The sequence below is a fragment of the Leifsonia sp. 2TAF2 genome, from assembly GCF_052115085.1.
Taxonomy (GTDB): domain Bacteria; phylum Actinomycetota; class Actinomycetes; order Actinomycetales; family Microbacteriaceae; genus Leifsonia.
The window spans coordinates 31,961-51,889 of record NZ_JBFRFY010000004.1; the positions used below are offsets into that span (position 1 = coordinate 31,961).

Genomic DNA, 19,929 nt, shown 5'->3' on the forward strand with positions numbered 1-19,929 from the left:
CTGAACGCGAACACGCCCGGCCGGAAGGAAGTGAATGAACGAGATGCCCACGCGCGCCCAGGTGCGCGCGAAGGAGAAGGCGGCAGGACCAGCGGTCCGCCACGGACGACTGAAGCAGCACCGTCCCTTCACCGCTCTTCTCAAGATCGTCGTGGCGGTCATCGCCGTCTTCGGCGTGACGGGCGTCTCGCTCGCGGCATACGCGGCGGTGGATGTGGTCGCCAGCGTGAAGAAGTCGGTCAAGCTGGTCGACACCAAGGGCAACACCGTCACGCCGGGTGTTGGCGCCATGAACGGCGCGTTCAACGTCCTGCTCGCCGGCAGCGACAGCGGCGGCGGCAACTCCGCCTACGGCGATCGCGGCGAGAACCTCAACGACGTGACGATGCTGCTGCACGTCTCCGCCGACCACAAGAACGCGACCGTCGTGAGCTTCCCCCGCGACATGTACGTGTCCATCCCGTCGTGCCCCGACCCCAAGGGCGGCAGCTTCGACTCGATGAGCCGCCAGAAGATCAACAACTCCCTCAGCTACGGCGGCCTCGCGTGCACCGTGCTGACGGTCGAGAAGCTGACCGGCCTCGACATCCCGTACGCCGGTGTCATCCAGTTCGACGGCGTGATCGAGATGTCGAACGCCGTCGGTGGCGTGCCCGTCTGCGTCGCCGGCGACATCGAGGACCCATACACGGGCCTGGATGTGAAGGCCGGCCAGAACGTACTGCAGGGCCAGCAGGCACTCGCCTTCCTCCGCACCCGCCACGGCGTCGGTGACGGCTCGGACCTCGGCCGGATCAGCAACCAGCAGGTCTTCCTGTCGTCGCTCGTCCGTACCGTGAAGAGCGCTGACGTGCTGAGCAACCCGGTCAAGCTGTACGGCCTGGCGAAGGCGGCGACGAGCAACATCACCCTGTCGGACAGCCTCAACAATCCGACCACCATCGTCTCGATGGCCATGGCGTTGAAGAACATCGACATCAGCAAGGTCGTGTTCGTGCAGTATCCCAACCACTATGAGGGCGACGGCGTCGCGCCGACGAAGGATGCTGCGCAGCAGCTGATGAGCGCGCTGCAGAACGACCAGCCGGTCGCGCTCACCGGCGACACCGGTGTCGGTTCGCAGGCCGACCCGAACGCGCCCGCCACGCAGACGCCCGCGACGCAGGCTCCCACGACCGAGGCTCCGGCGACGCAGGCGCCCGCCACTGACGCGCCCGCCACGCAGGCTCCTGCGACCGGCGCCGACGGCTCGGTGGAGCTGCCTTCGGACGTGCACGGCCAGACCGCTGCGCAGTACACCTGCTCCAAGCCGTTCCAAGACTGAGGTCCGTCTCGACGCACGTGCGTCGTTAACGACGGAACGCACCGGTCGCTCGCAGCGCCCGGTGCGTTCCTGAACCGAGTCGGGATCAGCTGTTCTTGGCGATGGTGTAGTGCACCTGGCCGGCGGTTCCTTCGAGGCTGACCTTCCACTTGGTGCTGGTGTAGACCGTGCCCTTGGCAGTGAAACCGGCGCCCACGAGCTTCGTGCCGGCGTCCTTCACCGCGTTCGTGCGGCCGGTCTTCAGGGCCAGCTGGAAGTCGCCGGTGGCCTGGTCGCCGGTCGCTTTGGCCTCGTTGTAGTCCGTGAGGAACGGGATGTCGGACGGCAGGGAGGCCAGGTTGGCGTCCTTGCCGTCGACCGAGAAGCTCCAGCCGCTGCTGTCAGCGGTGGAGGTGGAGGTGGTCTTCACATCGTCAGAGGTGACGCTGGCGCAGCCGGAGAGCGACGCGACGGCGAGAGCGGTGACGGCGGCGGTAAGCAGGAGGGACTTCTTGAGTGACATTCGGGTTTTCCTTCGTAAACGATGGGGACCGGTAATTCGGCCCCCGGTATTAAGACGCCGAATGCCGGCAATCGTGACGGAGCCCCAGGTTCGTTAGAATCGGGCGACGCCGGTCACTCCGGCGTGGGAGGGCTGTCCGAGCGGCCGATGGAGCCAGTCTTGAAAACTGGTGGGCAGAAATGTCTCGTGGGTTCGAATCCCACGCCCTCCGCGAAATGTGTTTGAGCTGCGGCATAGGTGACGCGGCGACTCGGAAACGCTGGCCGGGGAAGCGCAGGTGAACGGTCGCGAACGGGCTACAGCGGCCGCTGCAGTTCCGCGGTCCGCTGCACGAGCGCGGCGTCGTGACGACGGCGGAACAGCCAGATCACATCTCGGCCGAACGACTCCACCAGCAGGGCCAGCGCCAGGATGACGAGCAGTGTCGCGGCCACCGGCGCAGCACCCGACGCGGCGAGGGCGAGGGCGATGCCGGCGACCGCGGTCACGACCTTGCGCCAGTAACGGGCGGGAAGCGTGCGATTCAGCCACGGCAGCATCCAGCCGGCGGCCACGAACGCGTACCGCAGCAGTCCGATGGCGAGCACCCAGGGGCCGAGGGTGCGGGCGACGAAGACGCTGAGCACGAGCAGTAGGAACGCGTCGACCTCCATGTCGAACCGTGCCCCGAGTTCGCTGACGCTGCCGGTCCGGCGCGCCACCCAGCCGTCGACGGCGTCGAGCGCGAGCGCGGGCACGACGACGGAGGTCAGGAAGCCGGCGTCGAGCAGCCCCGAGAAGGACGCGATCACGAGCGCGAAGATCAGGCCGACGAGCGACGAGCGCAGGGCGGTGACGATGTTGGCGGCGCCGAACCGGGCCGCCCGGCGCCGGACCAGGCCGTGCAGGAGCAGCGCAGTGGAGGTTGACAGGTACGCGGCCAACGCCGCCCAGCCCGCCACGGTCGGGGGCGCGGCGCCGGTCGCGACGGCGAGTGCCTGCCCGGCGAGAGCGAGCGCGCCGCCGCCGGCCGCCCATCCTGTCGCCTCGATGTGAACTCTTTCCACGTCTGCCTCGTGTTCTCGTGTGTGACGCCCTCGCTGTGTAGCACGAGATGCGGGCGCCGCAGGTTCACAGCCGCAGGTTCACGGAAAGAGGACGACGTGTCGGAGGCCACAGCCTTCTGGATCGATCGCCCGGGCGTCGGCGCGCTCCGCACGGAGCCGCTTCGCGCGCCGGGGGACGGCGAGGTGCTGGTGCGCACCCTGCACACGGGGGTGAGTCGAGGGACCGAGGCGACCGTGTTCGGCGGGCTCGTGCCCGCGAGCGAGCACGAGCGGATGCGTGCGCCTTTCCAGGAGGGAGACTTCGCCGGGCCGGTCAAGTATGGCTACCTGAACGTCGGTCGGGTCGAGCAGGGGCCGGAGGCGCTTATGGGCCGCGTCGTCTTCACTCTGTACCCGCACCAGTCTGCGTTCGTGGTTCCCGAGGCCGCGGTCATCGCGGTCCCGGAGGACGTGCCCGCCCGGCGCGGGGTGCTGGCCGGCGCCGTGGAGACCGCGGTCAACGTCCTGTGGGATGCGGCGCCGCTCGTCGGCGACCGGGTCTCGGTGATCGGCGGCGGGATGATCGGGTGCTGCGTCGCTCGGCTGGCCGGCAGCATCCCGGGAGCCGAGGTCACCCTGGTCGACTCGGACCCGAGCCGTCGGGCGGTCGCCGAGCAGCTGGGGGTGCGTTTCGCCGGCCCCGACGCGGCTCCGCGCGGGCAGGATCTGGTGATCGACACGAGCGGCGCGGAGGCGGGGCTGCGACTCGCGCTGGAGACCGTCGTCGACGAGGGCGAGGTCATCGAGGCCAGCTGGTTCGGGGATCGGTCGGTCACCCTCCCGCTCGGCGCCGACTTCCACTCGCGGCGGCTCACGATCCGCTCGAGCCAGGTCGGGTCCGTGTCGCCGCGTCGCCGCGATCGGCGCAGCACGACCGATCGGCTCCGGCTCGCGCTCGACCTGCTCCGGGACCCGGCGTTCGACGTTCTCCTGACCGGGACGTCCTCCTGGCGCGACCTGCCCGAGGTGATGGCCGGTCTCGCCAAAGCGCCGGACGGCGCGCTCTGCCACACCATCGACTGGAGGGATGCCTGATGCCGTACACGGTGACCGTGCGCGACCACATGATGATCGCGCACAGCTTCACGGGAGAGGTCTTCGGGCCGGCGCAGCGGCTGCACGGCGCCACCTTCGTCGTGGATGCGACGTTCGGCGCCGACGAACTGGATGCGGACGGCGTGGTGGTCGACATCGGCCGCGCGTCGGCGGCGCTCGCCGAGATCACCGGGTCGCTGACCTACCGCAACCTCGACGAGGAGCCGGAGTTCGCTGGGCGGAACACAACGACCGAGGTGCTCTGCCGGGTCGTCGCTGACCGCCTGGCCGATCGGGTCGCGGCGGGGGAACTCGGCGGCGGGTCGCCCTCCTCCCTCACCGTCACCCTCCACGAGTCGCACATCGCGTGGGCGAATTACTCGAGGTCGCTGTGAGCGAGCGTCCTCGGCTGTGGTTCGCGGTCCCGGAGGGGGTCGACGAACCAGCGCGCGTGAGCGGCGGCAACGTCTACGACCGCCGGATCGTCGACGGCCTCCGCGCGGACGGGTGGGAGGTGCGGATGCTGGGCGTCCGCGATGCCGTCGACGGGCTGCAGCGCGCACTCGCGGGAGTGCCGGACGGCACCCTGCTCCTGGTGGACGGCCTCCTCGCCGGCCCCGAACCGGACGCGCTGCTCCGCCACGGCGACCGGCTGCTGCTCGCGCTGCTGGCGCATATGCCGCCCGGGAACGACGACAGCGCCGCGGCCGACGCATTACGCAGCGCGTTCCGCAGCGCGCGGCTCGTCATCGCGACGAGCGCCTGGACGCGGTCCGAACTGATCGCGCAGGACGCCGTCGCGCCCGACCGGATCGTGGTCGCGCATCCCGGCGCCGACGTCACGGCCGGGGCCGAGTCCCGCCCCTCCGCGGACGGCGGCCGACTGCTCTGCGTCGGGGTCGTCGCGCCGCACAAGGGGCAGGACGTCCTGGTGGAGGCGCTGAGCAGCCTTCGGGAGGTGCCCGCCTGGTCGTGCACATTCGCCGGATCGCTCGACGTCGATCCCGATTTCGTGGCCCGGCTGCGGGCAACCGTCACGGAGGCGGGCCTGGCCGAGCGGGTCGACTTCGCCGGCGTGCTGACCGGATCGGCGCTCGACGAGGCGTCCGCCCGCGCCGACCTGCTGGTCGCACCGTCCCGCAGCGAGAGCTTCGGGATGGCGGTCGCCGACGCCCTCGCCCGCGGCATCCCCGTGCTGGCGTCGGGCGTCGGCGGCATTCCGGAGGCCGTCGCCGGCAACCGGGGCGCTGTGACCGTCCCGCCGGGCGACTCGTGGGCGCTCGAACGGGTGCTGCGTCGGTGGTGGGGCGACCCGGAGTGGAGGGCCGAGCTCACAGGGGCCGCGCGGGAGGGCCGCGGCGCGATGCGGACCTGGGCGGACGCCTCGGCGATCGTCGCGCGGGCACTGCAGGACGCGGCCCACGGTCGTCATCCCGGCCGGGTCGGATCGCTGGTGCGGCCATGAGCGGCGTGCTGGAGGTCAGCAGCGAATGGCTCGCCCGGCGCGAGGCGCAGGATGCCCGCGCGCGCTCGCTGGCGCTGGCCGAGGCCGCCGCAGCGCTACTGCCTCCTGGGCCGGTGACCGTGCACGATCTCGGTAGCGGCACCGGCTCGATGGCGCGTTGGCTCGCGCCCCTGCTCCCCGGGCCGCAGACCTGGGTGCTGCACGACTGGAACGCCGACCTCACCGCACACGCCCACCGCGGCTACGCGCCGCGCGACCGCGACGGCTCGGCGGTGGCCCTCCGCTCCAGCGTCGAGCCGCTCGAGCAGCTGACCGCCGCGCACCTCGCCGGCGGTTCGCTGGTCGCCGCCTCCGCGCTGCTCGACGTGCTCACGGCCGGGGAAGCCCACGCCATGGTCGACGCCTGCGTCGCCGCCCGGGTGCCCGCGCTGCTCTCCCTCAGCGTCACGGGAGACGTTGAGCTGCAGCCGCTCGACCCGCGCGACCGGCGATTCGCGACCGCGTTCAATGACCACCAACGGCGCGAGGTCGAGGGTCGGCGGCTGCTCGGCCCGTACGCCGGGCGCATCGTCGAGGGGCTGTTCTCGCTCGCCGGCTGGAACGTACGCCGCGCGCACACAACCTGGCGGCTCTCCGACCGCGACCCGCGGCTGCTCACCGAGTGGTTCGACGGCTGGGTGGAGGCGGCGGAGGAGCAGGACCCGCGCCTCCTGGGCGAGGCGTCCGGCTACCGCGAGCTCCGTCACGCGCAGCTCCGGCGGGGCGAGCTCTCCGCCGTCGTTTACCACCTCGACCTGTTGGCGTGGCCGCGATGACCCGCCTGGCCGCCGCCGGTGTACGAATCGGAGGGATCGTCCGATCGCGACGCTTCCTGCTGATCGCGCGGTACGTGGTGGCCGCGACTGCGCTCGCGGCGGTCGTCGTGCGCGTCGGAGCCGGGCCGTTCCTGCATGGGCTGTTGAGCCTCCGTCCGCCGCTCATCGTCGCGGCGCTCGCGCTCGCCTTCGTCGGGACGGCCGCGGCGGCGTGGCGGTGGCACGTCGTCGCCGGCCGTCTCAGCGTCGGTCTCGGCTGGAGGCGTGCGGTTGGGATGTACTACCGGTCGCAGTTCCTCAACACCGTGCTCCCCGGCGGTGTGCTCGGCGACGTCCATCGGGCGGTCGATCACGGCCGCAGCACCGACAGCCTGGGCAAGGCGGCGCAGGCCGTCGCGGGTGAGCGGATCGCGGGGCAGGTGGTGCAGTTCATCCTCACCGTCGGAGTGCTGCTCGCCGTCGGCGGGACCTTCGGCGGCGCGCTGTTCCCCGGGATCGGGATCGGCCTCGCCGTGCTCGCAGTCGTGGTGGCCGCGGTCACGGCGGTCGTCGCGGCCGTGAGCGCCCGCTCCCGCGGTGCGCTCGGACGAGCCGTGAGATGGATGCGCACCGCTGCGGGAGACCCCGCCGCCGTCCTGCAGATCGTCGCGGCCTCGGTGATCGTCGTCGCCTGTCACGTCGCGACCTTCGCGCTCGCGGCGGTCGCGGTCGGAGCGCAGGTCCCACCCGCGCGGCTGGTGACGCTGGCCGTCGTGGTGCTGCTCGCAGCCTCCATCCCGGTCAACATCGGCGGTTGGGGTCCCCGCGAAGGCGTCGCCGCGTGGGCGTTCGCCCTCGGCGGCTCCACCGCAGCCACCGGTGTCTCGGCCGCAACCCTGATGGGCGTTCTCGCCATCGTCTCCGTCATCCCGGGCGTGCTCGTGGCGGCTCTCGCCCCCCTGATCTCGAGGAGGACCTCTCGTGTCCGATCGTCCCTACGTGACCGTCAACTGCGCCGTCTCCCTCGACGGCTACCTCGACTCGGCCGACCCGCCGCGCCTGCAGCTGTCGAACGCGGCCGACTTCGACCGGGTGGATGAGCTGCGCGCTCGCAGCGACGTCATCCTGGTCGGCGCCAGAACCGTGCGCCGCGACAACCCGCGGCTGCTGGTGCGCAGCACCGAGCGGCAAGCCCGGCGCGAGGCGTCGGGTGCCGAGCGCTCGCCGTGGAAGGCGACCGTGACCGCCACCGGCGACCTCGACCCGCAGGCCGCGTTCTTCACCGAAGGCGACTTCCGCAAGCTCGTCTACTGTCCCCGGCAGGAGGAGCGCCGTATCGGCCGGCGCCTCGGCCACGTCGCCGAGGTCGTCGGGCTCGGCGCGGAGGTCCGGATGGCCGACCTGCTCGACGACCTCGGCGGTCGCGGGGTGCGCCGGCTCATGGTGGAGGGCGGCGGCGTGACGCTGACGCAGTTCCTCGCGGAGGGGCTGGTCGACGAGCTGACCGTGGCGATTGCGCCCTTCTTCGTCGGCGACCGCCGTGCCCCGCGCTTCGTGGGCGATGCGGTGCTGCCGTGGTCGGCCGAGCGTCATGCGACGCTCGTGGAGGTGCGCCCGATCGACGACGTCGTGCTGCTGCGGTACGCGCTCTCCGGTCGGTTCGAGGGCGCGGCCGCCGCGGTGGCGGACCGTCGCGCCAGCGGCGACCGGGGGGTGGACGCATGACCCCGGGACGCAGGACGCCCCGCCCGCGTCTCCGGCGTGCCCTCGCCCGGCTGCTCGACGTGCTCTCGGTCGTCGTCGTGGTCCTCGCTGCCCTCGCGCCCGGACTGATCGCCACCGACTCGGCGCTCGCGCTGGTGCGCATCCCGCTGGAGGCCGTGCTCGCCGTCGCGCTGCTGGTGCTCCTGCCCTGGCGGACGGCGCGACACGTGGTCGCCCTGGTCGTCGCCGTCCTGCTGGTGCTCGCCGCCCTCCTGAGCGCTCTGGACCGGGTCTTCACCACCACGGTCGGCCGCCCCTTCGACCCGGTGAGCGGCTGGCCGGAGCTGTCCGACGGCTACGGCGTCGTCAGCGACTCCACGGGGCCGGTGGGCGCCGCGGCGCTGCTGGTGCTGGCCGGCGTCGTCATCGTCGCCACTGTCGCGCTGATCGCCGCCGCGCTCCTACGGGTCACGCGCCTCCTCGGCCGGTACCGCCGTGCCGTGCTGATCGCCGCGCCCGCGGTCACCGCCGGCTGGCTGGTCGTCGCGCTGTTCGGCGTGCAACTGGTTCCCGGCGAGCCGGTCGCGGCCGCCGACACCGTCACGACCGGGATCGACAAGACCCGGGAGGCCGTGGCGACCGCGCGGGACCAGGCAGCGCTCGCGCACGCCGCCGGCTCGGACCCCTACGCCACGCTGCCCGGGTCCGACCTCCTCACCGGGTTACGCGGCAAGGACGTGATCGTCGCGTTCGTCGAGAGCTACGGGCAGACGGCCGTGCAGGGGTCCACCTTCTCTCCGGGGGTGGATGCGGTCCTCCGTCGTGGAAACACGGAGCTCGCCGCGAAGGGGTACTCCGAGCGGAGCGCGTTCCTCACCTCCTCGACCTTCGGCGGCATCAGTTGGCTCGCGCACTCGACCCTGCAGACGGGCCTGTGGATCGACTCCCAGCAGAAGTACGACCAGGTCACCGCGAGCGACCGCTTCACCCTCAGCGCGGCATTCCGGAAGGCCGGCTGGCGAACGGTGAGCGACGTCCCCTCCGACACCAAGCCGTGGCCGGTGGGCAGCTCGTTCTACCACTACGAGCAGCAGCTGAACGCGACCAACGTCGGCTACCGGGGTCCGCGGTTCAGCTACGCGCGCGTCCCGGACCAGTACACCTGGGCGTACTTCCAGCAGCACGAGTTGGCGAAACGGCACGCGCCGGTCATGGCCGAGATCGACCTCGTGTCCTCGCATACACCGTGGACGCCGCTGCCCAAGCTCGTGCCCTGGAGTTCGATCGGCGACGGGTCCGTCTACGACCCGCAACCGGCGCAGGGCCTCCCGCCGAGTGTGGTCTGGCAGGACCCGAAGCACGTCCAGCAGCTGTACGGGGAGTCGGTGCAGTACTCACTGAACTCGCTGTTCTCGTTCCTGACCACGTTCGACGACCCCAACCTGGTGCTGGTCGTACTCGGCGACCACCAGCCCGCCAGCGTGGTGAGCGGCGCGGGCGCCAATCACGACGTCCCGATCAGCGTCATCGCCAAGGACCCGACCGTGATGAGCCGCATCTCGTCCTGGAAGTGGGACCCGGGGATGCTGCCGTCGCGCACGGCGCCGGTGTGGCGGATGGATGCCTTCCGCGATCGGTTCTTCTCCGCTTTCGGGTGAACCATCTGGGAGCGTGTCTCGTGTTCTCGATGGGAGGCCTCCACCGCGGGGGCCGAATGGAAGCAGGTGTCCCTCATGACCGAACGCAGCCGCGGCCCCGTGCTGGCCTTGCGCATCCTCAGCGCGATCCTCCTCGCCCTGGTGGGAGGCATCCATCTCGCCTTGCTCTTCGTCGGAGTGGGCGGCCTGCTCGGCGTGCTCTTCGTGCTCAACGGTATCGCGGGACTGGTGCTCGCGATCGGCATGCTGCTCACGCGGGGCATGCTGCTGCGCATCACGACGGTGCTCGGCCTGCTGTTCCTCATCGCGAGCCTCGCCGCGCTGCTCCTTGCACTCACGGTCGGGCTGTTCGGGATCACGGAGTCGTGGGACTTCACGCTGGTGCCCCAGACGGTCATCGTTGATGCGATCGGTATCGTCGTCCTGGCGATCACGACCGCCGTCGTCTTCCGCGCCCCCCGCGCGTCGCGCGTGGCCTGAGCACGCTGTCGCGCCGCCGCCCTCCGCTCCTCTGGAGCAGGCTTCAGCTGTTCACCCGGATGATCTCCTCCTGGTACGGAGCGATGACCGACCCGGAGATGCGCAGGTCGAGCAGCAGGAAGGGGCGCTCGTCGGCGGGTCGCGCGGTCCATTCGCCGAGCGCATCCAGGTCCTCCAGGGTCCGGACGACGACCGCTTCCGCTCCCATTGCCCGCGCCACGCCGGCGAAGTCGACTTCGGGGATGAGCATGGGCTCCTGCGCCAGGCCCTTGAGACCGTAGAGGTTCACCTCGGCCCCGTACGCGCCGTCGTTCCAGACCACCGCGAGGCCGCGCCCGCCCGCGACGCGGATGGCGGACTCGAGGTCGGACAGGGCCATCAGCCCGCCGCCGTCGCCCGTCGTGAGCACCACGGTCGCATCGGGCACGCCCAGGGCGGCCCCGGCCACGCTGGGGAAGCCGAGGCCGATCGACTGGTACGCGGTACCGACCATGATCATGCGATCCGGACTGGCGACAGGCCAGTACATGTTCGCCCAGCCGATGAAGTGCCCACCGTCGGAGACGACGACCCGGTTCTCCGGCAGGAGCCCGCCGATGCGTGTAGCGGCCGAGCGAGGATCGAGACGGCCGTCCGCCGCCAACGGCTCTCCTGGGTCTTGCGTGCGTGCCGCGGCGACGTCGACCTGTTCGCGCCACGCGCTGGCTGGCGTACCTACCGGCGGAAGGCTGTCGAGCAGCCGGCGGGCGATCACCTCCGCGTCACCCCGCAGGTAGCTCCTGACCTGCGGATGGGTCGCCGAGGGGGCCACATCCACCTGGATGACCTGGGTATCGGGTGCGAACAGGCTGCCGAAACGCATCGTGAACTGGTTGAGCCCGGCTCCGAACACGACGGCGACATCGGCTGTCCCCACGAGCCGCATCGCCTCCTCGGCGCCGAACCCGCCCGTCACGCCGAGGTCGTAGCGGGCGTCGGGAAAGACGCCGCGACCGAGGGCGGTCGTCGCCGTCAAGGCACCCGTCGCCTCGGCCAGCTCGCCGAGCGTTCGGCCCGCACCTGCCAGCCAGGCACCGCGGCCGGCGAGCAGTAGCGGTCGCTCCGCCTTCGCGAGGGCAGCGGCCGCCGCCTCGATCCGGGCCGATGTGTACGCGTCGGTCGGTGACAGAGGGGTCGGCAGGGCAAGTGAGGGGGCGGACGGGATCGGTCCGGCGTCGGAGGTCGCCACGTCGTACGGGATGGCGAGCACGCTCGGCGACCGATACGCCAGAGCGTGCTCCACGGCGATCGCGGTGGTCGCGACTGCGTCGGCCCGACCCACCGTGTAGGTACGAGCCCCGACGGCCGCCGCGAGGGCGACCTGATCGACATCCCACGGTCGTGGGCCGGAGGTGGGCTCGTCCCCGACGACGAGGATGAGCGGGATGCGCGCCTGCGCCGCCTCGGCCAGCGCCGTCAGCGTATTCGTGAAACCGGCGCCGTAGGTGACCGTCGCGACCGCGAGTCTCCCGGTGGCGCGATGGAACGCATCGGCGGCGACGACCGCGCCCGCTTCGTGACGCATGGCCGTGTAGCGGACGTCGCCCTGGCGCACCAGCGCGTCGAGGAAGTGGGCGTTCCCGTTGCCCATGACGCCGAAGGCGTGCTGGGTGTGTGCGGCGAGCGCAACGGCGACGTGGGCGGATACCGAGGGCATGCTGAAGCCTTTCGAGACGTACGGAGAGCGGATTCCGTATGTGTCTCGCACGCCGGCGGCGGCGGCTTCGTGCCCATTTTTCGAGCACCGGCGACACGCTGGTCGTCGGACAACGGGATTCTATCGCGGCGCGCTGCCTTCAGGCCTGGCCCGGCCGGTCGAATTCGGTGCCCAGGTCGCCCTGCGCCGCGGCGGATCCACTCCGGCCGCCGCCGTAACCGCGCAGCACGAACGCGAAGCCGACCGCCAGCACGGCGCCGGCCACCGGGCCGGCGACGTAGACCCAGTAGTGACTGAAGTCGAGAGAGACGAGGTCGGGGCCGAAGGTGCGTGCGGGGTTCATGGACGTTCCCGAGATCGGGCTCGCCCAGAGTCCGGCCAGCGCGATGTAGCCGCCGACCGCCAAGGCGCCGACGACACCGATGTTCTGCGCCCCCGAAGCCGTGCCCAGGATGACGCTGACCAGTCCCAGGGTGAGGACCAGTTCCATCCAGAAGGCTTGGATGCCGTCCGCGCCCTCGGCCGGATAGTTCGATCCGTACGATGCGGACACCCCCACGACTGCGTGCAGGAACCAGGCCGCGAGGGTCGCCCCGAGCAGTTGCATCGCGATGTAGCCGGGGACACGCCACCACGGGAAGTCGCGCCGGAGCGAGAACGCGAGCGTCACCGCCGGATTGAGGTGCGCGCCGGACACTTTGCCCATGAACAGGATGATCGCCATCACCATGAGCCCCGGGGCGACGACCGCGGCCTGCCGGCTGATGCTTCCCGGGAAAGCCTGGCCGATCATCCCGCCGCCCGCCGCGACCAGCACGAGGAAGAACGTGCCGAACAGCTCCGATACGAGCCGGCGCCATTCCTGCTTGGAATCGCTGAAGTCGGTCATCGGATCGATGACCTCGGTCTGGAACCACTGGTCCAAGCGTCCGCGCAGCTGGGCCTCGCGTGTCATCGGTGCCTCCCTCGTCGGGCGGGCGTTCCCTGGATGCCTGCTCGCGCAGACACTAACCCCCGCGCGGACCGCCGCGATAGCACGCACTGCGCCGGGCATTCGGTGACTTCGCGATACGATCGGCAGCATCCACCGGCTCGAACCGAGCTCGGATCCGACGCCTCCTCGACCGACGGGATTCGTATGACCGACAGCCCTGCCCCGCTCTTCCAACTGCTCGCGGCACAGCTTCTGGAGGACCCCGACCTCGACGTCTCGGTCACCGCCACCGGGCTCCACGTGCACGGGCGGCTCTTCGCCTACCAGGACGGCACGGACCTCGTGATCGACCTGCCCGCCGGCCGCGCGAACGACCTTGTGGAGCGGGAAGTCGCCACCCCCGTTCCCGCCGGCCGCAGCGATGCGAAGGGGTCGTGGGTGCGGGTCTCCGACCCGGAGGACTGGCCCGAGCTCGCCTCCGAGTCGCACCAGTTCGTCGGGGAGCCGGCCGTCGGCAAGGACTCCTGACGATGACGGACGGCGTCGCTCCGGCACCGGGCTGGTATCCGGACCCGTATGGTTCCGGCGCCGTTCGGTGGTGGGACGGCGTCCGCTGGACGGACCAGCTCGCGTCCCCGCCGCCCACCCCGGCCGCGCCGGTGTACGGAGCGCCGACGCGTCGGCCGCTGCCCGCCGATACGCCGATCTACACCGTCTGGATCTGGTTGGTCGCCGTGCTGCCGCTCCTGACCGGCCTCCTCCTCTTCCTGCTGCATCCGCAACCGCTGTTCCGCGAGGAAGCGGGAAGCACCACCCTGCACATCACCAACCCGTTCGCGCTCCTCGGCGGGCCGATGTACTTCGTCGTGATGGGGATCAACTGGCTGATCGCAGCCGCGCTGATCGTGTTCTCCTGGCTCGACTACCGGGAACTCGCCCGCCGCGGTGTCGAGCGACCGTTCCACTGGGCGTGGTCGTTCCTCACCCTCGTGTATCCGATCGGCCGCAGCGTCGTCGTCCGCGGTGTCGCCGGGGGGCGTGGCCTCGCCCCGATGTGGGTGGCGATCGCGGCCTACGTCGTCGCTTTCGCGCTGGCCGCCATCTGGACGGTCATGCTCGTCGCGCAGATCATCGGCACCGCCTCACTGAACGTTCCGACTGGCGCATAAGCGCACATTCGGCACCGACTTCCTCTTCCCCGTCGCGATTTTGCGAGGTACTCTTTCCTCGTCTTCCCGCCCAGACCCCGCGTCGACGACTACTTCGACTCGTCCGCAGAGGTCACCGGGGGCGGCCTCTTCGGACCCGTGGAGCCACGCACGGCTCCCGACGGGCGCGGAGGCATGTGGACCCGAGGGCATGCTTCCCGCCCGTCTCCTCTGTGTGCCGTCCATCCTGAACGGAAGGTGTCAGGACGCTCCGGCATCGTCCGTTATGATGGTCGTCGTGCGTTCGCTCGCGAGCGCGCTGGAGACGTCGCATAGTTCGGCCTAGTGCACCACCCTGCTAAGGTGGAGTCCCCGTAAGGGGACCGAGGGTTCAAATCCCTCCGTCTCCGCCCGTTGAAACCCCCGGAATCCCAGTGATTCTGGGGGTTTTTCACGTCGTGGAAGTCGGGCTTGCCCACACACCAAAACCCCGACAACTGATTTCGCTGCGAAGGCGATGTCCCGCGGGAGGCGAGCCACTCTTGGGGGTTCCCTCCCACGCGCTCAGTCGCCTACGCCCGCAGCCATTCGTGGAGCTGGCGGGTGGCCGCGCCGAGCGCTGCTTCGGCGGCCGGCTGGGTGGAGGCGGGAACAATGGAGGTGCTGAGCGCGACGACGACGAAACGTGAGCCATCGCTGTGTTCGAGGACGCCGGCTTCGTGCCGAAGGTTCAGGAGGGTGCCGGTCTTCGAGGACCATCGCGCGTCATCGGAGGCCAGGTCCGGTGCCAGCCGGTGACGTAACATGTTGCCGCCCAGGTGCTCGCGGAGGCGTGCGCCGGCTTCGTGGCTCACCCCTCGCTCGTTCCAGATCGCGACCAAGAGGTCCGCGAATCCGCGAGCCGTCAGCGTGTTGGTCCTCGCTATGTCGAGCTGGCGTATGGGATGGCCCTGCGTGGGGGTGCTGGCCCGGATCGCCAGCGCCTGTGCCAAGTGGGCCTCGGCAGGAGTGAACCGCTCGAGTGGCGTGTCGCTGAGCTCGGAGAACGGGTGCCGCACCGTGATTCCGCGGATCCCCATGCGGCTGAGATCAGCCATCACCTCATCGGCCGGCACGAGCCGCAGCAGGGCATCGGCGGCGCCGTTGTCGCTGATCGTGAGGGCGAGTGACACAAGGTCATCGACGGCGATGGTCGCGGGATGGCGGAACCTGCCGGTGCCCGGGGTGCTTTCGGCCGGATCCCCCGGAGGGACCGTCACCTGCATGCCGCCGTCGACGCGTCCGTCAGCGACCCGTTCGAGCACGGAGAGAGCGATCGGCAGCTTGGCGAGTGAGGCCGCGGGGGTGACGACATCATCGTCGATGGTGATCTGCTGTCCGGTGTCGAGCTCGCGCACGACGATGGAGGCGCGCAGACCCGCCTCGGCCAGCTGCCCCCGGACGCCCGCTATCCGTCGTTCGTCACGCATCCGTGGTCTCCGGATCCCGCGAAACGACCTTCGCTCCGAGCGCGCCGGCGATTTCGTCCTCGAGGTTCTCGCGAACCGCACGCACGTCGTGGGCGCTGTCGCCCGCGAGTGTGAAGCCGCGGTTGACGTCCAGTCCGGTGAAGGGTCGCCAGTGCAGCGCGAGATCGAGTGCTTCCGCCTCCGTGCAGAGGAGCAGGTCGCCCTCGGCGAGCACTGCTGCGAGGGCTGACGTGGTCGAGGTGTCGACCTGGATCTGACCGGGGGTGAGTCCGCCGGCGAATGCAGCGCGAGTGAGGACGTCGCGGATGTGAGGTAGATCGTCTTCGGGGCCGATATGGATGGAGGAGCCGGCGATACCGTCTCGCGGCGCCCGTATGTGCCGGCTCGGACGCAGGCTTTCCAGTCGCAGCGGGCGATCGGAGGGGCGCCTACCGGCCGCCCCGAGTTCTGCGACCCAGAGGGCCTGGTCGGAGGGCACGGCCAGCGCGGCGACGCGCACGCTCAGCGTGGAGATGAGCTGTGCGCGGCGTTGAGGCGGCGCCGCCACGAATTCGATGCGGAGCCCTGCTTCTCTGGCAGCCGCGTCTGCGACGGCCAGGTCGCGGGTCGTGCAATCCTCTGGAACGCCGATCGTCACCGGTCGAAGCCGGGCCCGCTCGACATCGAGCTCGAGCTCATCGGCCAGCAGCACCAATCGGCGGGCCGCCCCCAGCACGTCGCGCCCGAACGGAGTGAGCACGGCCGCGCGGGCGTTTCGTTCAAGAAGCGGCGAACCGAAATGCTTCTCCAGCGCCAGGATGCGTCTGCTCGCCACAGACTGGGCGATGCGCAAGGCGGCGGCTGCCCGGGTGACCGATCCACGCTCGTCAACCTCGAGCAGCACCCGGCAGGCCGCGACCATATCCATCGTTGCAGCCTAGATCAATGCGCTTTGCGCATGATTCGGCGCGAAACGGTCTTCGACGGGATGTGGGTAACGCGTGAGGCTGGGCCCATGAGACCTCGCAATCGAATCCTCCGCATCTCCCTGGCAGCGCTGACTGCGACACTCGCCGCCGGCCCGCTGTCGACCGCCGCCCTGGCTCCCGCCGATGCCGTTTCCGCGGTCAGCGACGCCCCGCAGGTGACAGGCTCTGCCGCCACCGCACGGGTTTTCGCCGCACTCGAACGCTCCCATGACGCGACTCTCGGCGTGCAGGCGGTCGACACCGTCACCGGCCGCAGTGCGTCCTACCGTCCTGATGTGCGCTTCCCCTTCGCCTCGTCCAACAAAGTCTTCATTGCAGCGGCCGTGCTGGCGCGCTCCTCGTCTTCCGAGCTCGACACCGTCGTCCACTACACGCAAGGCGATCTGCTGGACTACGCGCCGATCACGAGTCGGTTCGTCGATACCGGCATGACCGTGCGCGAACTGCTCGACGCCATGCTCCGTTTCAGCGACAACACGGCAGCGAACCTGCTCGTCGCTCGCCTCGGGGGGCCTCAGTCGGTCGAGCAGTGGCTGCGCAGCATCGGCGATCGGACCACGAATGTCGACCGTCTGGAGCCCGAATTGAACCAAGCCGTGCCCGGCGATCCGCGCGACACAACCACTCCAGCCCAGTTCGCCTCCGACCTGCGCGAGGTCGTTCTGGGCCGGACCCTGGATACCGCCGATCGCGTCCTGCTTCGCAACACGATGCTGGACAACACGACCGGGGACGCCACGATCCGTGCCGGCGTCGACGCCGCGTGGCCCGTGGCCGACAAGACAGGCACGGGAGAGTATGGCGTCCGCGCCGACATCGCGGTCGTCTACCCGATCGGCCGCGCACCGGTCATTGTCGTCACTTTCTCGCGGAAGGACACCCCCGACGCTGTGCCTGACAACGCACTCCTGGCCGAAGCGACCAGGATCGCGGTGGCGGCGCTTCGTCGCTGAGGCGCCTAGCGACTCGATTGCAGGGCGGCGGTGGTGCAGGCATCGGCGAGAGCATGGGTCAGGAGTTGCTGGGCGCGGAGGAGAGTGTCACCGCGATAGTTGCTCAGGAACTCCTCGACGAACGCCGCGGGATCGCTACCGACGATCGTTGTGACCGGCGCCGTCAGCGCGGCGCACTGCTCGAACAGGTCGGCGAGATCCTCGAACATTCGGGCGGCCTCATCGCCCTCTGCGCGTCCGAACGCCAGCAGGTACTGCTCGATCGCTTCCACGACCGCACGATAACTCTGCGGCAATGTCGTGACGCGGGCCCGATAGTCGCTCCAGCGACCATCGTCGATGTCTATGGCCCGCAACTGGGTGATCAGCATGTCGACTCGCTCTCTTTGCTCCAAGCCTGTTATCACTGGAGAGCTCGATCAACGATGGATCCGGCTATGGTCGTTTACCTGTACGTTCACGATGGGGTGGTCCATGGAGCTGCGAGATATCGAGATCTTCCTCACGCTCGCGGACGAGTTGCACTTCGGCCGTACCGCCGACCGGATGCACATCTCCGTCTCCCGCGTGAGTCATGTCATTCGTAGCCAGGAGATCGCACTCGGTGGCAACCTGTTCGACCGATCCAGTCGTCGAGTTGTCCTCACCCCGATGGGCGAGACACTGAGAGCGGGACTGCAGCCCGCCTACCAAGCCCTCCAGCGGGCCATTGCCGACGCTGCAACCCTCGCGCAGCGGTCAACGGAAACAATCACGATCGGCGCCATGGGCGCGCAGATCCACGACCTCGAGCCGGTCCTCCGCGCGTTCCGGGAGTTGCGCCCCCTCGCCGACGTCCGCTTTCGAGAGGTGTTCTTCACCGATCCGTTCGACCCGCTCCGCCAGGGTGAAGTCGACCTCGTGACCGCGTGGCTGCCCGTCCAGGAGGAAGGTCTCTCTGTCGCATGTGTGCTGCGCGAAGAGCCCCTGAACCTCATCGTCCCCTCACAGCACCCGCTCGCCAGCCGATCAGCGGTCAGCGTCGAGGACCTGGCAGACCTCGTCGTCCCGGCGATCCGCGGTCCCGCCGAGTGGCTTGCGACGGTGTTGCCGATGAGGACACCGTCTGGGCGCGAAATTCGCCGTGCCCACGAAGTCACGACGTACTCCGAGGTTCTCGCCCTCGTGGCCGGGGGCGAGGCGGTGTGCCCCGTCCCCGACGAGGGGCGCCGCTACTACCCCTGGCCGGGCGTGTCCTACGTGCCGTTCTCTGACGCTGAGCCTGTTCGGTGGGCACTTATCTCTCGACGAGGACGGGTGCGGCCCATCGTCGAAGACTTCGTTCAGGTTGCCGGTCGCCTGAGAGCGAGTGTGCCGCGGGGATCTACCCGGTGATCGCCTGTGCTGCGCGCCGTCGCTGGATCACGCGCTGCACAATCAGGGTCGCCACCCCTCCGAGTGTGATCGCGGCGAGGTTGATGACCAACTGGATGAGCGCACCGACGGACTGCTCGGTGGCCCCGTAAGCGAAGGCGACGGCGGCGTTCGCGGCGGCCGGAATCGTCGTCACCGAGATCAGCACTCCGATGAGCGCGCCCGACTTCGCGGTGGAGAGAGACAGTAGGCCTGCGATGCCGGCGAGGAATCCGACCACCCAGCTGAGCACGTTCGGTCTCCAGATGAAATCAGTCAGAGGCCGGGAGCGCAGCAGGTCGGCGGGTGACATCAGGTGGAGCACTGTGAGCAGCAAGGTGAACAGGATGGTGATCGCGATAGCGACGGCGAATCCGACGGCGAGTGCCAGGACGGATTGAGCGATCATCCGACGTCGCCACCGTACGAGGCCCACTGAGAGCGCGGCAAGCGGGCCGAAGTCTGGGCCGACGACCATCGCGCCGACGATGAGGATGGGTTCGTCGAAGACCACACCGATCGCACCGATCATCGTGGCGACGGACATGAACGTCAGAAAGGTGGGAGAGAGGCCGGTCTCTTCATGAGTGCGCTGCTCGATCTCTTGCCACACAACCGCGTCTGCGGCGTGCCCGGGGGTGGCGCGGCTTGCGCGCTTCGCCGCATCCGAGATCTCGACGCCGATGTCGTCGACGGAGATGGAGCCCTCGTGCTGCACCCCGAGTTGCTGAAGCTGGTCGAGCAGGGTGCTCAACCCTTCGCGGGCGACATCGCAGAGCACCAGGTCGCCGACAGGTCGGGTAGCGGCATTCGGGATGCGAACGATGTTGGTCGTCGCCACGTTGTCTTGGAGGATCGTGAGCACCTGGTCGACGAGGTTGGCGGGGGCGATGATTCGCAGATGCTGCACGTGGCCAGTGTCACCGCAATCGAGCCGCGCGTCTGGCGATCGGGGGCGTGTCGGTGAACGGGGCCGCGCGTACGTCCCGTGAGTGTCGTCCTGGTGCTAGCGTCGCCCGCATGACTGTCACCTCCCTCCTCGACATGCGCTTTGCTGCTGACCACCTTGAGGACGGACCGCGAGCGCTGCTCGACATCCTCGCGGACACGCGCGCGTTCGACGGCTGCCTCGGGGTGCAGGTCGTCACGGACGTCACAGACCCCGCACACGTGCTTGCGGTCGAGCGCTGGGAGTCGCTCGAGCATGACGAGGCCTACCGCGCCTGGCGGGCTGGGCCCGGCGCTTCGGGACTAGGCGACTACTTGGCCGGCCCGCCAGCACTGACACGGTTCACGGACACCGTCTCGCTCTGACTCGCGGC

22 protein-coding genes and 2 tRNA genes are annotated in these 19,929 nt (G+C 69.9%); 16 read left to right on the forward strand and 8 right to left on the reverse strand.

All coding sequences use genetic code 11. The annotated features are described in order from the left end of the window. Positions 1 to 34 precede the first annotated feature (34 nt). On the forward strand, positions 35 to 1,324 hold the full coding sequence (locus tag AB4Z18_RS18945; protein WP_441784322.1) for an LCP family glycopolymer transferase: 1,290 nt from the start codon (positions 35 to 37) through the stop codon (positions 1,322 to 1,324). 85 nt (positions 1,325 to 1,409) lie between these two features. On the opposite strand, the gene AB4Z18_RS18950 is transcribed toward AB4Z18_RS18945, so the two are convergent. Next, complete coding sequence (locus AB4Z18_RS18950; protein ID WP_441784323.1) at positions 1,410 to 1,826, reverse strand: hypothetical protein; 417 nt, start codon at positions 1,824 to 1,826, stop codon at positions 1,410 to 1,412. Between the two features lie 126 nt (positions 1,827 to 1,952). Between AB4Z18_RS18950 and AB4Z18_RS18955 the strand changes: the two genes are divergently transcribed. Then, positions 1,953 to 2,037, forward strand: a tRNA-Ser gene (locus AB4Z18_RS18955). A gap of 85 nt (positions 2,038 to 2,122) precedes the next feature. Here the strand turns inward: AB4Z18_RS18955 and AB4Z18_RS18960 are convergent. After that, positions 2,123 to 2,872: a CDP-alcohol phosphatidyltransferase family protein gene (locus AB4Z18_RS18960; protein ID WP_441784324.1), complete on the reverse strand. Its 750-nt coding sequence runs from the start codon at positions 2,870 to 2,872 to the stop codon at positions 2,123 to 2,125. A 96-nt stretch (positions 2,873 to 2,968) separates the two neighbouring features. On the opposite strand from AB4Z18_RS18960, the gene AB4Z18_RS18965 reads away from it, so the two are divergent. The 8 genes from AB4Z18_RS18965 to AB4Z18_RS19000 all read left to right on the forward strand — a co-directional run bounded on the left by AB4Z18_RS18965 (position 2,969) and on the right by AB4Z18_RS19000 (position 10,047). After that, entirely contained in the window at positions 2,969 to 3,946 is a 978-nt protein-coding gene (locus tag AB4Z18_RS18965; protein ID WP_441784325.1) for a zinc-dependent alcohol dehydrogenase, read from the forward strand. Further along, a complete protein-coding gene (locus tag AB4Z18_RS18970) occupies positions 3,946 to 4,341 on the forward strand; it encodes a 6-pyruvoyl trahydropterin synthase family protein (RefSeq protein WP_441784326.1) in 396 nt (131 codons plus the stop codon). The genes AB4Z18_RS18965 and AB4Z18_RS18970 overlap by 1 nt, the downstream gene beginning before the upstream one ends. Next, positions 4,338 to 5,411 carry a glycosyltransferase family 4 protein gene (locus AB4Z18_RS18975; RefSeq protein WP_441784327.1) on the forward strand — a complete coding sequence of 358 codons (1,074 nt, stop codon included), beginning with the start codon at positions 4,338 to 4,340 and terminating at the stop codon, positions 5,409 to 5,411. Before AB4Z18_RS18970 ends, AB4Z18_RS18975 begins: the two co-directional genes overlap by 4 nt. Further along, complete coding sequence (locus AB4Z18_RS18980; protein WP_441784328.1) at positions 5,408 to 6,226, forward strand: SAM-dependent methyltransferase; 819 nt, start codon at positions 5,408 to 5,410, stop codon at positions 6,224 to 6,226. Before AB4Z18_RS18975 ends, AB4Z18_RS18980 begins: the two co-directional genes overlap by 4 nt. After that, positions 6,223 to 7,305: a lysylphosphatidylglycerol synthase transmembrane domain-containing protein gene (locus tag AB4Z18_RS18985; RefSeq protein WP_441784329.1), complete on the forward strand. Its 1,083-nt coding sequence runs from the start codon at positions 6,223 to 6,225 to the stop codon at positions 7,303 to 7,305. Before AB4Z18_RS18980 ends, AB4Z18_RS18985 begins: the two co-directional genes overlap by 4 nt. Next, positions 7,187 to 7,930 carry a RibD family protein gene (locus AB4Z18_RS18990; protein ID WP_441784330.1) on the forward strand — a complete coding sequence of 248 codons (744 nt, stop codon included), beginning with the start codon at positions 7,187 to 7,189 and terminating at the stop codon, positions 7,928 to 7,930. The genes AB4Z18_RS18985 and AB4Z18_RS18990 overlap by 119 nt, the downstream gene beginning before the upstream one ends. Continuing rightward, positions 7,927 to 9,567 carry a CDP-alcohol phosphatidyltransferase gene (locus AB4Z18_RS18995; RefSeq protein ID WP_441784331.1) on the forward strand — a complete coding sequence of 547 codons (1,641 nt, stop codon included), beginning with the start codon at positions 7,927 to 7,929 and terminating at the stop codon, positions 9,565 to 9,567. Before AB4Z18_RS18990 ends, AB4Z18_RS18995 begins: the two co-directional genes overlap by 4 nt. A 75-nt stretch (positions 9,568 to 9,642) precedes the next feature. Further along, positions 9,643 to 10,047 carry a hypothetical protein gene (locus AB4Z18_RS19000; RefSeq protein ID WP_441784332.1) on the forward strand — a complete coding sequence of 135 codons (405 nt, stop codon included), beginning with the start codon at positions 9,643 to 9,645 and terminating at the stop codon, positions 10,045 to 10,047. Positions 10,048 to 10,090: 43 nt separating this feature from the next. Here the strand turns inward: AB4Z18_RS19000 and AB4Z18_RS19005 are convergent, their stop codons facing one another. Beyond that, positions 10,091 to 11,743: a thiamine pyrophosphate-binding protein gene (locus AB4Z18_RS19005; RefSeq protein WP_441784333.1), complete on the reverse strand. Its 1,653-nt coding sequence runs from the start codon at positions 11,741 to 11,743 to the stop codon at positions 10,091 to 10,093. Between the two features lie 139 nt (positions 11,744 to 11,882). After that, a complete protein-coding gene (locus AB4Z18_RS19010) occupies positions 11,883 to 12,698 on the reverse strand; it encodes an MIP/aquaporin family protein (protein ID WP_441784334.1) in 816 nt (271 codons plus the stop codon). A gap of 183 nt (positions 12,699 to 12,881) precedes the next feature. Between AB4Z18_RS19010 and AB4Z18_RS19015 the strand changes: the two genes are divergently transcribed. From AB4Z18_RS19015 to AB4Z18_RS19025, 3 genes are all read left to right on the forward strand, one after another. Continuing rightward, a complete protein-coding gene (locus AB4Z18_RS19015; protein ID WP_441784335.1) occupies positions 12,882 to 13,205 on the forward strand; it encodes a hypothetical protein in 324 nt (107 codons plus the stop codon). A 2-nt stretch (positions 13,206 to 13,207) separates the two neighbouring features. Further along, positions 13,208 to 13,846: a DUF2510 domain-containing protein gene (locus tag AB4Z18_RS19020; RefSeq protein ID WP_441784336.1), complete on the forward strand. Its 639-nt coding sequence runs from the start codon at positions 13,208 to 13,210 to the stop codon at positions 13,844 to 13,846. 300 nt (positions 13,847 to 14,146) lie between these two features. After that, positions 14,147 to 14,235: transfer RNA gene (locus tag AB4Z18_RS19025), tRNA-Ser, on the forward strand. A 162-nt stretch (positions 14,236 to 14,397) separates the two neighbouring features. Here AB4Z18_RS19025 and AB4Z18_RS19030 read toward each other — a convergent pair. Together AB4Z18_RS19030 and AB4Z18_RS19035 are read right to left on the reverse strand one after the other, a co-directional pair. Further along, the gene (locus AB4Z18_RS19030; protein ID WP_441784337.1) at positions 14,398 to 15,294 is read right to left on the reverse strand and encodes a serine hydrolase; all 897 of its coding nucleotides are present in this window, start codon (positions 15,292 to 15,294) and stop codon (positions 14,398 to 14,400) included. Further along, entirely contained in the window at positions 15,287 to 16,201 is a 915-nt protein-coding gene (locus AB4Z18_RS19035; protein ID WP_441784338.1) for a LysR family transcriptional regulator, read from the reverse strand. The genes AB4Z18_RS19030 and AB4Z18_RS19035 overlap by 8 nt, the downstream gene beginning before the upstream one ends. Positions 16,202 to 16,288: 87 nt before the next feature. Here AB4Z18_RS19035 and bla point away from each other — a divergent pair, with 87 nt between their 5' ends. Further along, complete coding sequence (bla, locus tag AB4Z18_RS19040; RefSeq protein WP_441784339.1) at positions 16,289 to 17,215, forward strand: class A beta-lactamase; 927 nt, start codon at positions 16,289 to 16,291, stop codon at positions 17,213 to 17,215. A 5-nt stretch (positions 17,216 to 17,220) separates the two neighbouring features. Here the strand turns inward: bla and AB4Z18_RS19045 are convergent, their stop codons facing one another. Continuing rightward, a complete protein-coding gene (locus tag AB4Z18_RS19045; RefSeq protein WP_441784340.1) occupies positions 17,221 to 17,586 on the reverse strand; it encodes a DUF1048 domain-containing protein in 366 nt (121 codons plus the stop codon). Here AB4Z18_RS19045 and AB4Z18_RS19050 point away from each other — a divergent pair. Beyond that, positions 17,561 to 18,589, forward strand: coding sequence for a LysR family transcriptional regulator (locus AB4Z18_RS19050; protein WP_441784341.1), 1,029 nt, complete (start codon positions 17,561 to 17,563; stop codon positions 18,587 to 18,589). The genes AB4Z18_RS19045 and AB4Z18_RS19050 overlap by 26 nt on opposite strands. Here AB4Z18_RS19050 and AB4Z18_RS19055 read toward each other — a convergent pair. Then, complete coding sequence (locus AB4Z18_RS19055) at positions 18,579 to 19,517, reverse strand: DUF389 domain-containing protein (protein ID WP_441784342.1); 939 nt, start codon at positions 19,515 to 19,517, stop codon at positions 18,579 to 18,581. The genes AB4Z18_RS19050 and AB4Z18_RS19055 overlap by 11 nt on opposite strands. A gap of 110 nt (positions 19,518 to 19,627) precedes the next feature. Between AB4Z18_RS19055 and AB4Z18_RS19060 the strand changes: the two genes are divergently transcribed. Further along, complete coding sequence (locus AB4Z18_RS19060; protein ID WP_441784343.1) at positions 19,628 to 19,921, forward strand: putative quinol monooxygenase; 294 nt, start codon at positions 19,628 to 19,630, stop codon at positions 19,919 to 19,921. Positions 19,922 to 19,929: the final 8 nt, after the last annotated feature.

Bases quoted from the DNA above. Each gene is read 5' to 3' on its own strand.
- AB4Z18_RS19015 (WP_441784335.1), top strand. From the start codon at position 12,882: ATGACCGACAGCCCTGCCCCGCTCTTCCAACTGCTCGCGGCACAGCTT.
- AB4Z18_RS19030 (WP_441784337.1), bottom strand. From the start codon at position 15,294: ATGCGTGACGAACGACGGATAGCGGGCGTCCGGGGGCAGCTGGCCGAG.
- AB4Z18_RS18945 (WP_441784322.1), top strand. From the start codon at position 35: ATGAACGAGATGCCCACGCGCGCCCAGGTGCGCGCGAAGGAGAAGGCG.
- AB4Z18_RS19020 (WP_441784336.1), top strand. From the start codon at position 13,208: ATGACGGACGGCGTCGCTCCGGCACCGGGCTGGTATCCGGACCCGTAT.
- bla (WP_441784339.1), top strand. From the start codon at position 16,289: ATGAGACCTCGCAATCGAATCCTCCGCATCTCCCTGGCAGCGCTGACT.
- AB4Z18_RS19010 (WP_441784334.1), bottom strand. From the start codon at position 12,698: ATGACACGCGAGGCCCAGCTGCGCGGACGCTTGGACCAGTGGTTCCAG.
- AB4Z18_RS18980 (WP_441784328.1), top strand. From the start codon at position 5,408: ATGAGCGGCGTGCTGGAGGTCAGCAGCGAATGGCTCGCCCGGCGCGAG.
- AB4Z18_RS18985 (WP_441784329.1), top strand. From the start codon at position 6,223: ATGACCCGCCTGGCCGCCGCCGGTGTACGAATCGGAGGGATCGTCCGA.
- AB4Z18_RS18970 (WP_441784326.1), top strand. From the start codon at position 3,946: ATGCCGTACACGGTGACCGTGCGCGACCACATGATGATCGCGCACAGC.
- AB4Z18_RS18995 (WP_441784331.1), top strand. From the start codon at position 7,927: ATGACCCCGGGACGCAGGACGCCCCGCCCGCGTCTCCGGCGTGCCCTC.
- AB4Z18_RS19045 (WP_441784340.1), bottom strand. From the start codon at position 17,586: ATGCTGATCACCCAGTTGCGGGCCATAGACATCGACGATGGTCGCTGG.
- AB4Z18_RS18950 (WP_441784323.1), bottom strand. From the start codon at position 1,826: ATGTCACTCAAGAAGTCCCTCCTGCTTACCGCCGCCGTCACCGCTCTC.
- AB4Z18_RS19060 (WP_441784343.1), top strand. From the start codon at position 19,628: ATGACTGTCACCTCCCTCCTCGACATGCGCTTTGCTGCTGACCACCTT.
- AB4Z18_RS19035 (WP_441784338.1), bottom strand. From the start codon at position 16,201: ATGGATATGGTCGCGGCCTGCCGGGTGCTGCTCGAGGTTGACGAGCGT.
- AB4Z18_RS19005 (WP_441784333.1), bottom strand. From the start codon at position 11,743: ATGCCCTCGGTATCCGCCCACGTCGCCGTTGCGCTCGCCGCACACACC.
- AB4Z18_RS19050 (WP_441784341.1), top strand. From the start codon at position 17,561: ATGGCCCGCAACTGGGTGATCAGCATGTCGACTCGCTCTCTTTGCTCC.
- AB4Z18_RS19000 (WP_441784332.1), top strand. From the start codon at position 9,643: ATGACCGAACGCAGCCGCGGCCCCGTGCTGGCCTTGCGCATCCTCAGC.